This is a genomic window from Bacteroides sp. (assembly GCF_019417265.1).
Taxonomy (GTDB): Bacteria; Bacteroidota; Bacteroidia; order Bacteroidales; family Bacteroidaceae; genus Phocaeicola.
Map to the genome: position 1 here is coordinate 156185 of NZ_DXVR01000001.1, position 13410 is coordinate 169594.

At 39.6% G+C, this 13410-nt stretch carries 12 protein-coding genes and 1 pseudogene; 9 read left to right on the top strand and 4 right to left on the bottom strand.

From position 1 onward, the window contains the following. The first annotated feature begins 33 nt into the window (after positions 1–33). Entirely contained in the window at positions 34–1164 is a 1131-nt protein-coding gene (gene mnmA / locus QZ379_RS00545; RefSeq protein ID WP_291556916.1) for a tRNA 2-thiouridine(34) synthase MnmA, read from the top strand. On the opposite strand, the gene QZ379_RS00550 is transcribed toward mnmA, so the two are convergent. Further along, positions 1136–2056, bottom strand: a complete 921-nt coding sequence (locus QZ379_RS00550) for a carbohydrate kinase (protein WP_291556919.1) — start codon at positions 2054–2056, stop codon at positions 1136–1138. The two genes, mnmA and QZ379_RS00550, sit on opposite strands and share 29 nt — an antisense overlap. Before the next feature lie 60 nt (positions 2057–2116). Then, the gene (locus QZ379_RS00555) at positions 2117–2650 is read right to left on the bottom strand and encodes a TIGR00730 family Rossman fold protein (protein WP_291556922.1); all 534 of its coding nucleotides are present in this window, start codon (positions 2648–2650) and stop codon (positions 2117–2119) included. Between the two features lie 1357 nt (positions 2651–4007). Here QZ379_RS00555 and QZ379_RS00560 point away from each other — a divergent pair. From QZ379_RS00560 to QZ379_RS00595, 8 genes and pseudogenes are all read left to right on the top strand, one after another. Then, a pseudogene (locus QZ379_RS00560) lies at positions 4008–4349 on the top strand (energy transducer TonB); the annotation flags it as partial. Between the two features lie 40 nt (positions 4350–4389). Further along, positions 4390–5001 carry a zinc ribbon domain-containing protein gene (locus QZ379_RS00565; RefSeq protein ID WP_291556926.1) on the top strand — a complete coding sequence of 204 codons (612 nt, stop codon included), beginning with the start codon at positions 4390–4392 and terminating at the stop codon, positions 4999–5001. An 11-nt stretch (positions 5002–5012) separates the two neighbouring features. Continuing rightward, positions 5013–5621, top strand: a complete 609-nt coding sequence (locus QZ379_RS00570; protein WP_291556929.1) for a hypothetical protein — start codon at positions 5013–5015, stop codon at positions 5619–5621. Between the two features lie 30 nt (positions 5622–5651). Beyond that, a complete protein-coding gene (locus QZ379_RS00575) occupies positions 5652–6797 on the top strand; it encodes a zinc-ribbon domain-containing protein (RefSeq protein ID WP_291556932.1) in 1146 nt (381 codons plus the stop codon). 290 nt (positions 6798–7087) lie between these two features. Beyond that, on the top strand, positions 7088–8314 hold the full coding sequence (locus QZ379_RS00580) for a pitrilysin family protein (RefSeq protein ID WP_291556935.1): 1227 nt from the start codon (positions 7088–7090) through the stop codon (positions 8312–8314). A gap of 237 nt (positions 8315–8551) precedes the next feature. Further along, positions 8552–8941: an AraC family transcriptional regulator gene (locus QZ379_RS00585; protein WP_291556938.1), complete on the top strand. Its 390-nt coding sequence runs from the start codon at positions 8552–8554 to the stop codon at positions 8939–8941. An 89-nt stretch (positions 8942–9030) separates the two neighbouring features. Beyond that, entirely contained in the window at positions 9031–10848 is a 1818-nt protein-coding gene (argS, locus tag QZ379_RS00590; RefSeq protein WP_291556942.1) for an arginine--tRNA ligase, read from the top strand. A gap of 2 nt (positions 10849–10850) precedes the next feature. After that, entirely contained in the window at positions 10851–11489 is a 639-nt protein-coding gene (locus QZ379_RS00595) for a viroplasmin family protein (protein ID WP_291556945.1), read from the top strand. A gap of 86 nt (positions 11490–11575) precedes the next feature. Here QZ379_RS00595 and QZ379_RS00600 read toward each other — a convergent pair whose 3' ends face one another. Then, positions 11576–12997 carry a sialate O-acetylesterase gene (locus tag QZ379_RS00600; protein WP_291556948.1) on the bottom strand — a complete coding sequence of 474 codons (1422 nt, stop codon included), beginning with the start codon at positions 12995–12997 and terminating at the stop codon, positions 11576–11578. A gap of 51 nt (positions 12998–13048) precedes the next feature. Then, a partial coding sequence (locus QZ379_RS00605; RefSeq protein ID WP_291556951.1) for a transposase occupies positions 13049–13410 on the bottom strand: 362 nt, incomplete at its 5' end.

Below are 13410 nucleotides of genomic sequence, written 5' to 3' on the forward strand. Positions count from 1 at the left end.
CATTCTGTTATATAAGACAAAATGACACTGAGTATGAAAGAAAGAGAAAAGAGAGTACTTGTAGGAATGAGCGGCGGAATAGACAGTTCTGCCACATGCATCATGCTGCAGGAAAAAGGATACGAAGTAGTGGGAGTAACCATGCGCACATGGGACATTGCATCACAGTTCTCTACTCCGGAACAGGAAGAACCGAACTTCGTTCTTGAAGCACGCGAATTGGCCAATCGTCTTGGTATAGAACATCATGTGGCAGACGTGCGCGAGGAGTTCAAACAGGTGATAGTGAAGTATTTTATCGACGAGTATATGCGCGGCCGCACGCCTAACCCATGCGTGATGTGCAACCCGCTGTTCAAGGAAAGAATACTGTGTGAATGGGCAGACAGAACAAACTGTGCCTACATTTCCACAGGGCATTACTGCCGCATGGAGGAAAGAAACGGCAACAGATACATCCTCACAGGTGACGACAGTATCAAAGACCAGTCGTATTTCCTATGGAAACTCCCTCAGGAGATACTCCGCATAATGATGTTTCCGCTTGGTGGAATGACTAAGGTAGAGGTAAGGGAATACCTTGCATCGAAAGGTTTTGAAGCCAAGGCGAAAGGCGGAGAAAGCATGGAGATATGCTTTATCGACAAGGATTACAGAGAGTTCCTTAAAGAACACTGTCCGGACATAGACGAGAAGATAGGTCCGGGATGGTTTGTCGACAGCAAGGGCCTTAAATTAGGCCAGCACAAAGGTTTTGCCTATTATACCATAGGTCAGCGCAAAGGTCTGGAGATAGCGCTCGGAAAGCCTGCCTATGTGCTGAAAATAAACCCTGTAAAGAACACTGTAATGTTGGGCGATGCAGAGCAGCTCAAGACTGAATATATGCTTGTAGAAGATATCAATGCTGCCGATATCAACGAGATATTGACATGCCCGGAACTTTCGGTTAGAATACGCTACAGAAGCAAGCCTATTCCATGCACCGCTACCCTACTCGAAGACGGACGCATGATGGTACATTTCAGCAGCGAGGCATCTGCTATCACTCCTGGACAGTCGGCCGTATTCTACGACGGCAACCGCGTTCTGGGAGGCGGTTTCATAGCCTTCCAGAACGAAGTAAAGAAGATTGTCAGCGGTATGCAGCAGCAAACTCTTTAGAAACAGAATTATGTACACTGCGGCACACTTCAGCGCTGAAGTCAATGCCGCAGCGTATTATCTTATCCCAGTCGGCTTCCGAAAGCCCCTGTAAATCGTCTTTGCCTATGTTGTTCTTTATAAGTCCGTACACTACACCGGCATTGAAGTTATCCCCTGCCCCTATAGTACTTACAGTTTCTATGGGAGCAATACCGTATGTTTTCGCAAAATTACGTGTGTACAGATGAATATCCTTGTCGGCATCCGTACAGATGAAGTTCTTGCAATAGAAACCAACGTTGTTCTTATAAACCTTGTCAGGTTCGTTTATCTTGAACAGATTCTGAAAATCCTCAGTCGAACCACGCAGTATATCCGCATATTCGAAGTTTTCAAGCACGGTAGGCATCAGCTTAATAGCCTCAGTCACGTGATTGCTTCTGAAATTCACATCATAGTATATTATTGCCCCGTTTTTCTTAGCCTTATCCATCACTTCCTTCACCTTGTCGCGCAACAAAGGCGATATGACATAATATGACCCTATCATCAGTACATCATCCTTCTCTATCTCGGGCATCTTCACATCAAGCCTCAACTTGGGATAATCCTTGTAGAAGATATACTCCGCATCGTTTCTTTCGTTCAGGAAAGCCAATGACACCGGTGATTTCCCGTCAGGGAAGACATTTACGCTGTCAGTCCTCACCCCGTTCTCACGCATATTCTCAAGAATAATCTGCCCTACCCTGTCATTGCCCGTTTCGCTTATGAAAGTTACATCCATGCCCATTCTCCCGAGTGATACTATACCATTATATACCGAACCTCCGGGCACTGCCGCCTGAGGTTGTCCATCTCTGAAAAGTATATCGAGGATGGTTTCTCCTATTCCTATAATCTTTCGCATCTTTGAGCTCTAAGTTATTGGTTTTTAGTTATTAGTTTTTAGTTGTTGATTGCCGGATTCTTATTGAAGCAATTTAACCAGTTCTTCAAGCGAGTTTGCCACCTTATAGAAATTCTTCAGTGGTGAATGTGCGAAGTTCTGTTTCTCCAGTCCGTCGAGGAAAGCAATAACACCGTCCCAGAACCCGTTTATATTGTATAATATCACCTGTTTGTGGTGATAGCCGATAGTAGCCGAAGCCATCACGGTGAATATCTCGTCCAATGTTCCTACCCCGCCCGGCAACGCTACGGCCACTTCGGATTCGCGCAACATTACGTCCTTTCTGTCGCTCAGATTGTCCGTACGGAAAACCACGTCGCAATTATCGCTTGTCTTTCCACGTTCCTCAACTATTGTAGGTACAACTCCCATAACCATTGCTCCATGTGCCTTTGCTTCGGCAGCAATTACCTCCATCAGCCCTGAACTGGTACCGCCATAAACCAGAGTTTTACCGTTATCTCCCATCCATGCCCCAAGCTCACGTGCCTTTTCTGCATAAATGTCGTCAATACTCTGCGATGCAGAACAAAATACAGCTATACGTTCCATATAAAATGAATTTTATTTACAAATATGGAGATAAAAATTGACACTTTTCATACGTCTGATACGTTTTTTTAAAACGCTTTGTCATTTTAATTCAAACGACAAAGCATTTTACCTTAAACGACAGGTCATTTTTTTATAAAAAAAAATCATTGAAGATAAGATCATTACAAAAATTCACTATATTTGTATTTGGATAGAAACAATTCTTTCCAATACATATAAAAAAATAAAGAAGCGTTATGTCTTCATCTTGCGTGAGTAAAGCCTGAGAAACTTATACACAGAGACAAGATTTGGCATGATGGTTCTCCGCGCATATGCGTGGGGCTGCTATCTCCACATCTATCTCTAAAGGTTTTCTCAGGGCCTTCTCACAAGGAAGTGGATTTACAGTTCCACGCTTCTTAATTTCATAGAGTATGGTCTTTTTTAAGGAACTGAGAAAGACATATAAAATTTTATTAATATTATGAATAGCAACCCTATGCGACCTGTTAACCATTTGCTTACATTATCTGTAATCAATATTAAACACCTTTCAGTATGCAAATATCCAATAAGAATTATTTGTAAAATAAGAGAAGACAATATTACTAACAAGAAAATTATGTACAAATCATTACTTTGTATATTAATATTGTTTTCAAATATTCTAATAACAAATGCTCAAACGCTGAAAACTTATTCTGGCAAGTATAAATATGGGACAGCCACCTATACATACAAAGACAACCCGAAAGGTGGACGCATCTATGAAGGAAATTTTATTTATGTAGGAAGTAATGGTATTGATAAAGTCATAGGAAAATTCAAAAAAGATAAAAAGGATGGAGTATGGACATATTCAACGAGAGGTTTCATGGAGTCTATGCCTACTTTGAAAGTTACATACAAGAATGGAATATTGAATGGTTTATATAAATATACGTCAAATTTAGGTTCTATTTCTCTAACAATAAAAAATGGGAAATTTGTAGGAGATGTTAATGGAAAAAATTTAAGTTTTAGTTTCCAAAAAGACATATCTAATTATATTACTACTTTAAAATCATTAAATGGTCAATTTGACGAAAACGGATATTGTGATGGGAAATGGACATTACAACAAGATGATGTTATTTATTTCTATGGGATTTATGAGCATGGCATTTGTAAGAAGTTTTATCGGGAAGATTTAACCACTGGAGACATTGAAAATGTAATAGGCGATATTAGTTATATGCTCAATAAGATTATAGAAAATAATTATAATGATCTGGAGTGTATGATAGAACGAAATAACGCCAAATGGGAATGGTGGAATGTTGAAAAAGAAGAAGAAAAAGAAAAGCCCCAAGCCTTAACAGAACAAACAGATGAAGTCGTTTACGAAAATTCTGAAAATCAAGAGGTCTTTGACATAGCTGATACAATGCCTGAATTCCAAGGCGGTATGTCCGAATTGATGAAATACCTCGAAAATAACATCAAATATCCTACTATCGCTCAGAAGAATGGCACCCAAGGACGTGTAATCGTTAAGTTCGTTGTTAATCAGGACGGTTCTATTGTTGACCCTGTAGTTATGCGTTCTGTAGATCCTGATCTTGACAAAGAAGCCATTCGATTAATATCATCAATGCCTAAATGGAAACCTGGCAGAATAGACAATAAAAATGTACGAGTTAGATATACATTACCTGTGACTTTTAAATTGTAGTATTATTATATATTGAAAAACAAAATTAAAGTTTGATCACATGGAAGAAATGAAATCATGCCCTTATTGTGGAGAAGAAATTTTAATTAGCGCAAAAAAATGTAAACATTGTGGTAAATGGTTAGAAAAACAATGTCCGCAATGTGGAGAATGGGTTAATGCAGAAGCTAAGAAGTGCCGTTATTGTGGATATTGGTTTGATGCGTGGCAACGTCGTCTTCAAGAAAAAGCCGAACAAGAAAAGGAAGAAGCTAAAAGAGGAGCTAGTGTTGAAGAAGTGAAAGCAGCAATAGAAGAGGAAAAAGAGAACAATGATACAGGATGTTTACTCTATATTGAAAGTATTATAATAACAGCATTAGTAGGTTATGTTTATGATTTGGAATGGTGGGGATATGCTCTATTTTTAGGCGTATTTTCTATCTTACTGAGCATTCATTTTTTAAGAGTACTTTATTGTATTGGAATTTCTTTAATATGGGGAACAGTTGGCGTTGCTCTTGCGCCTTATCTATTTGACGAATCAGAATTACAGATCGCAAGCCGACTATTGACTGATAATTACGCAGATTATTGGTGGGTGGGACTTATTTGTGCTATTATATCTCTCATATTTCATCAACCTGCTATGCGTTCTAAATTTAATTATTAATTTATTATGTTATGGATATAGAGACTAAATGTTGTCCTTATTGTGGAGAAAAAATTCACAAGGAAGCCTATAAATGCAAACATTGCGGCGAATGGTTAACAGAAGAAACCAAAAAGGCTGCCGATATTAAGAAAATCAAACAGGAAAAAGCCAACTTTGAAAAATGGAAAGCAGAACGAGAAGAAAAACAAAAACAGGAGAATAATATCACTAATATCATTATAGGAATTTTATCAATAGTTTTTATTAATGTATTATTTTGGGGTGGAATTGCTTTAATTATTCATTACACAGTGCCTTCCGACAAACGAATGGAACATGCTATCATTAAAGATATGCAAGAATGCGTTAGAGACAAGATGACTTCTTATACCAATTTGCTATTAGGCGAAGAAACAAGTGAAATAGCTTCTTTATTCTTTGATAGTGGAGTATCTAATAAAGATATTGTTGAACAGTTTAAGAAGAATAATACTATTATAATAGAATCAAAATGGTTGTGGTCTGTTGGAAAAATTTACAACCGTCAATTTGAAGAAGATGGAACAATGGTATGTTTTGGTTTTTTAGGTATTGTCATTCCTTTTGTGGAATGGGACGATTTTATATTAATGGATTAGAAAGAACAAACTGATTAAAAAAATTGAATAATGGAAATTTTTAAACGTTGCCCTTTTTGTGGCGAAGAAATTTTATCTACGACAAAGAAATGTAAATACTGTGGTGAATTGTTACCGGAGCAGGAAGAAAAACAGTCAGGAAATAGTATTTTATGTCCGGTATGTGCTGAAACGATTGAAAAAGGTACAAAAATCTGCCCTTATTGCCATGAAGTATTAGTGGAAGAAAAAAATACAAGTGTAGAGTCTGAGTCTGAACTTGTGATACAAAATATTTCTATATCAGACCACTTAGAGAATACAGCAGATGATGCTCAAGACGATAATTCTCGCAGTTTTTTCACTTATTATTTTATTGATGTTTTTTTCAAGCATTATGCTGACTTTAAAGGAGAAATTAGTCGTAAACAATTCTGGATGGGATATTTATGTTATACAATTCTTATGTTTGTATTGATGTGCATAGACTTTATAATAGATAGTCCATTTTTAATTACAGCATCAGCTTCTGTTATATTAATTATTCCTAACATTGCTTTTGTTGTACGCAGATTACATGATATAAATAAAAGTGGATGGTATTTTTTTATTTCGTTTGTACCATTAATAGGTTTTATTTGGTTGTTCGTCTTACTTTGTAAAAAAGGGAAGACACAAGTTGAAATTGTAAAAAACAAAACAAATGACTGGAAAATATGGTTGGCAGTTATTGTCTTTGTTGTTCTTGCAATAGGGAAATATATAACAAATGAAACTCAGGAAGAAACAACATCAATACCTGCAGATGTTGTTAAAAAGGCTAATTCTCCATTATTTGATACTACAAATACAGAAGACGACAGCTTTATGGGAGAGCCTTTGGAGTCGGGTGATTTTTATGGATGTATAGATGGGAAATATGAGTGTACATTTACTTTGTCTTTTGATGAAACTGATGAAAATGGAATACAGATAGTAACAGGCATTTATTATTATAATGACAAAGGACCTGAAAATTCTATCATTTTGGCTGGTCACTATTCTTTGATTGATGAAGAACTCAACCTTACAGAATATTATGAAGATGGTACTCCCAATTGTACTATTTCTGCGATAAAAGTCCATCAAGGTTTTAGAGGAACGTTTACCACACCTAAAGGAAAAAAGATGGAATTTTTTATTACTCCTCTTGGATAAGTAAAACGACAAAAGAAAATCCCAGTGAAAGAATCATCTAAGGTGAATGAACTTTATATAAAATTTGATGCAAATAGCAAATAAATAATATGATTCTTGAGGGAAATCGTTCGAAAAAGACTATTTGTTAAATCAACAGAGCGGTAAAAAGATTAGGACTTGAACAATAACAACGAATAACTGACGGTGATATTTACAATGCGGTAACATATTTCTTACTTAATATGTTACTGCATTCTTTTTGTATAAGAAAAACCTTTCTTAAATTTGTACACGTCAAAAAATTAAAAATGAAAACGATATCTACATATACACTTGAAAACGGACTAAGGATAATACACTGTCCCAGCCCTACAGACGTGATTTATTGCGGATATGCCATAAATGCCGGCACACGCGACGAAAAGGATAACGAACAGGGAATAGCCCACTTTGTTGAACACCTATTGTTCAAGGGTACCACACACCGTCGGGCGTGGCATATTCTGAACCGTATGGAGAATGTGGGAGGCGACCTGAATGCCTATACCAACAAGGAGGAAACCGTGGTCTACTCGGCTTTTCTGAAAGAGCATTTCATGCGTGCGGCAGAGCTTCTTACAGATATCGTTTTCAACAGCACATTCCCTGAAAACCAGATTGAAAAAGAGGTAGAGGTGATTATCGACGAGATTCAGAGTTATGAGGACAGTCCCGCCGAACTGATATTCGATGATTTCGAGGAACTTATCTTCCCTGAACATCCTCTTGGAAGAAACATTCTTGGAAAACCGGAACTGCTCAGAAGTTTTGGTACAGAAGATGCGCTCCGTTTCACCCGTGGCAGATACATGACCGGCAATATGGTGTTCTTCATAATGGGTGATATCGACTTCAGAAAGGTAATCAGGACCATTGAAAAACTGACGAAGGACGTGCCGGCCTTTAATGACGCGATACCGGGACGTATTGCACCGCAACCGTATATACCGCAGAATATTGTCATCAACCGTGATACCCATCAGTCGCACGTCATGATTGGTACAAGAGCTTATGATGCGCACAGCAACAAGCGAACCGGGCTTTATCTGCTGAACAATATCCTTGGAGGACCGGGAATGAACAGCCTGCTGAATATTGTCCTGAGAGAAAGAAACGCACTGGTCTACAATGTGGAATCAAATCTCACATCCTATACCGATACAGGGGTTTTCAGCATATATTTCGGATGCGACCAGGATGACAAGGACAGGTGTATAGAGCTTACAATGAAGGAGTTGAGGAAGCTTAGGAACAGCCGTATGACGGATGTCCGTCTTTCTGCCGCAAAGAAACAGATAATAGGCCAGCTTGGAGTGGCATCGGACAATTTCGAAAATTGTGCTTTGGACATGGGTAAATGCTTCCTTCATTATAACCGTTATGAAGAAAAGGAAGAAGTGTACAAGCGCATAGAGCGTATTACATCGGAAGAACTTCTGGATATTTCAAATGAAATCTTTGACGAAAAGATGCTTTCTACACTGATTTACAATTAAAATCACGGTTTTCAGTGACTTCCAAGTAAATACAAATCCATAAATTTCGCAGTTCAGTTATACAGGCTGAATTTTTTATACCACTTAGGTGTTATTTTTAACTTGATAGCACACGCAACGGACACAATAGTCACAAATCGCCAAAATCGCGTTTGTAGATGCGTAAACAATGGGCTACTTTTGGACTAAAATATATTGGTGGTATATATCTATTATAATAGCGAAATTCAAGGGATTATGGGTGAAGGGAACAAGAAAAGGAAAGCAAAGGATTCAATAAAAATCAGACTTCTGATAAACAACTGGGTAGAGAATCGGGAATACCTGAAGCATGATATATGTATTGAAAAATTAGGTAAGCTTATCGGTATAAACAGAACGTATGTTTCAAACTATATAAACGATACATACAACTTAAATTTCAATACATGGGTGCACAGTATGCGAATAGCAGAAGCTAAAAAGATTATACTGAGTTCATCGGATATGTCTATGGGACAGGTTGCAATAATAACGGGATATGCCGACCAGGCTCATTTCAGTAAACAATTCAAGATGATAACAGGAATGTCGCCTGTAAAATGGAAAAAAGAACAAACAGAAGGACGTAAAGAAGTAACAGCCTAAAAACTTAAAGCATAATACTATACAATTAATCTAAAAACATTATCTTTGTGGCAATAATTTTTCCGAGAAACAATAAAACCACAATATAAATGAATATAGAAAACAAGCTGACAGCTGCCGTACTTGAAGGTATAAAACAGTTGTACGGACAGGAAGTACCTGAAAAGATGGTACAATTGCAGAAGACAAAGAAAGAGTTTGAAGGTCATCTGACTTTAGTTGTGTTCCCATTCCTGAAGATGTCGAAAAAAGGTCCTGAACAGACTGCACAGGAAATCGGAGAATATCTCAAGAATAACGAACCTGCAGTTGCAGACTTCAATGTCATAAAGGGATTCCTGAATATTACTATAGCATCGGGCGTTTGGGTAGAACTGCTGAACACTATCAATAAAGACGAAAAATGGGGAATCAAGGATGCTACAGATGCTTCTCCTCTGGTAATGATTGAGTATTCATCGCCTAACACAAATAAGCCGCTTCACTTAGGACACGTGCGCAACAACCTGTTGGGTAACGCCCTGGCAAACGTAATGGCAGCAAACGGCAACAAGGTTGTTAAAACAAACATCGTGAACGACCGCGGTATCCATATCTGTAAGTCCATGCTTGCATGGCTGAAATATGGTAACGGTGAGACTCCTGAATCGTCAGGCAAGAAGGGCGACCACCTGATTGGCGACTACTATGTGGCTTTCGACAAGCACTATAAAGCTGAGGTAAAGGAACTTACAGCTAAATTCATGGCCGAAGGCATGAACGAGGAAGAAGCCAAGGCTAAGGCTGAAGCAGAATCTCCACTGATGCTTGAAGCACGCGAAATGCTCCGTAAATGGGAAGCTAACGACCCTGAAGTTCGCGGACTCTGGAAGATGATGAACGACTGGGTATATGCCGGTTTCGACGAGACTTACAAGATGATGGGCGTAAGCTTCGACAAGATATACTACGAATCTGAAACATATCTGGAAGGTAAGGAAAAGGTTATGGAAGGTCTTGAAAAAGGTTTCTTCTACAAGAAAGAAGACGGCTCAGTATGGGCTGACCTTACTGCCGAAGGACTTGACCACAAGCTTCTGCTCCGTGGCGACGGTACTTCTGTGTATATGACTCAGGATATAGGTACTGCGAAACTCCGCTTCCAGGACTACCCTATCAACAAGATGATTTACGTTGTGGGTAACGAACAGAACTATCACTTCCAGGTTCTTTCAATACTGCTCGACAAACTTGGCTTCGAATGGGGTAAGGATCTTGTACACTTCTCTTACGGTATGGTGGAACTTCCGGAAGGTAAGATGAAGAGTCGCGAAGGTACTGTAGTAGATGCCGACGACCTGATGGAGGCTATGATTGAAACTGCAAAGGAAACAAGCGCAGAACTTGGAAAACTTGACGGACTGAGCAAGGAAGAAGCTGACGATATAGCTCGTATTGTTGGTCTTGGAGCATTGAAATACTTCATCCTTAAGGTGGACGCCAGAAAGAACATGACTTTCAATCCTAAGGAATCTATCGACTTCAACGGTAATACAGGACCATTCATCCAATATACTTACGCACGTATCCAGTCTATCTTGAGAAAGGCTGCCGAAGCAGGTATCAGCATTCCTGAAACTCTGAATACAAGTATCGAACTAAGCACTAAGGAAGAAGGTCTGATTCAGATGCTTGCCGACTTCAGAAACGTAGTGGCACAGGCAGGAAGCGACTACAATCCTTCTATCATAGCCAACTATGCTTACGACCTGGTTAAGGAATACAATCAGTTCTACCACGATTTCAGCATCCTGCGCGAAGGAAACGAGGCTCTAAAGATATTCCGCCTTGCACTGAGCAAGAACGTAGGAAAGGTCGTAAAACTGGCTATGGGACTTCTTGGTATCGAAGTACCTGAAAGAATGTAATAATGGCCGGAAAGAAATATTATACAGTCTGGAAAGGTGTCAATCCGGGAGTATATGATTCATGGACTGACTGCCAGCTCCAGATAAAAGGTTTCAAAGGCGCGCTCTACAAGTCCTTCAATACGAGGGAGGAAGCAGAGCACGCCTTTGCTTCTCCTGCTCATGAGTTCATGGCTCCTCCGGGGAGAAAAAACGGAGAAAGCGTCGCAAAAAAACAGAAAGCAAATCTGCCGGAGAATTTCAACTTCGAATGTATAGCCGTAGATGCAGCCTGTAGCGGAAATCCGGGAATGATGGAGTATCGAGGGGTGTATCTTCGAACAGGAGAACAGATATTCCACTTCGGACCAATGTATGGAACTAATAACATAGGTGAATTTCTAGCAATTGTACACGGTCTGGCACTGCTGAAACAGAAAGGTCTGGATATGCCTATATATTCCGACAGCAGAAATGCACAGCTGTGGGTGAAGCAGAAGAAATGCAAGACTAACCTTGTTAGGAATGCCAAAACAGAGGAACTGTTCAGGTATATAGAAAGGGCCGAGAACTGGCTTAAGAACAACTCCTACTCCACTCCTATCCTGAAATGGCAAACTGACCAGTGGGGAGAGATTCCTGCCGATTTCGGACGAAAATAGACAAAATTATAACGCTGTTCAAACGGTATTCGAATGATGTTTAAATACCGTTTAAACAGCGTTTAAATTATATATCACGACCGGTATTATTCCCAGTTGTCAGTACGGAACGGATACATAGGCAGCTCGCGAAGATTAGCTACGTTTCCCGGTTTGAAATCGCGGAAACAATAACGTACGGCAACAGGATTCTTTACCTTGTCCGATTTAACCTTAATCTGAAGATTATTATAGACTTCCGCTTCTGCCGGATAGAACACTTTGTCCTCTCCTGCTATCTCGAATCCTTCCATACCATTCAGACGGTTGAAACCGTCCTTCGCATTTTCGAAGGAAAGAATTGCGGCACCGTCTTTCACTTCCATTGATTTATAGACAGGTCCCATATCTTCTATTCCCTTAAAGCCGTATGTGCGTTTCAATGCCATGTATGCCAGACGTTTACCTACATCGGTCTTGTTCTTGGGATGGATATTGTCCTTTTCGTACTCTTCCACAAGGTCGTTGGTAGAAATCATTCCGCTGTTAGAGATTATAGACTGTGCCTTGAACTGTGATTCGCGAAGAAATGCACTGCCGTTTGTTTCCCTTGAACCGAAAGGAGCTATTTCTACATAATAGAATGGCAACTCGCCGAGCCCCCACTCCTTTCTCCATAGTTCTACCATGGTTTTCAGGCGTTCGTGGTATGTCTTATGTTTGCCTACGTTTGATTCTCCCTGATACCACAGGAAACCTTTGATGGTGTAGTTCTGGAGCGGTTTGAGCATACCGTTATACATCAGTGTGGGACTCATGTAATGCCACCAGTCATGACCGTTTTCCTTGCGGATGTCTTTTTTCAGATTGATGTCCTTGTATTGGGCAACGATTTCACGAGGCAACCATCCTTCTACTGTACTGCCTCCCCAACTGCAGTTTATTATACCTACAGGAATATCCAGCACACGGTTCATCATCATTGCAAAATTGAATGCGGTGGCACTGAATGCCGGTGCGTTTGCCGGATTACTTACCTTCCAGTTTCCTTTGCATCTATCTACAGGTTCTAACTGACCGTTTTTCTCAATTGTAGCGACACGTATTCCCTTCCATTGTGAAGCAGTCGCTATAGTCTCGTTAGCATCTTCTATAGGACAATTCCAGAAACCTGCCAGAGGCATTTCCATATTCGACTGTCCTGAACAGAACCATACCTCTCCTATCAATATATTATTCAAAGTTGTCACCTCTCCGTCTGAAAGTGTTATGGTATATGGTGTATAGCCTGCCGATGGTGTCTGTATCTCTGCCAACCACTTTCCGTCATTATCGGTTTTTACAGTATATATACTGTTTGTCCATGACGGACTAATACTTACTTCGGCATTTGCCTTGGCTTTTCCCCAAAGTTTAACTTCGGTTTGTTGCTGCAATACCATGTTATCACTCAATATTTCTGGCAAGTCAACTTTTGCCCATGCTCCCATCTGCATCAGCATGAGAGCAGCAAGTAATGTTTTTCTCATATCTTTAAAGTTTTCTACAAAAATAATACTTTGCAGACAATTATTATAGTATTATTTTATCTGAATATTGTAATAAAATTGAAAAGTACATGACAAAAATTTGAATACATCGAATTTGGGTGTGTATGTCGGTCGAAAAAGCACGTTTGAGATTTCCTCAAGACCATACTTGACCAATGACTTAGCCCTTCGCCCATGTTTCAGAATTTTTATCGGTTTAACGTATATATCTTTATGTTCACCAACGAGATACGCCCATACAAGAGCCATGCAGACCATCGCAAACAGACGTGTGATACGCACTCTGTCACGCAGGTGGGTGTCCTCGATGTTGAAGCCCGAAGATTTCATGGCACGGAATGCCGTTTCAATCTCCCAGCGTTTTTTATAGGTCGCTACTCCATCTTCAGGTC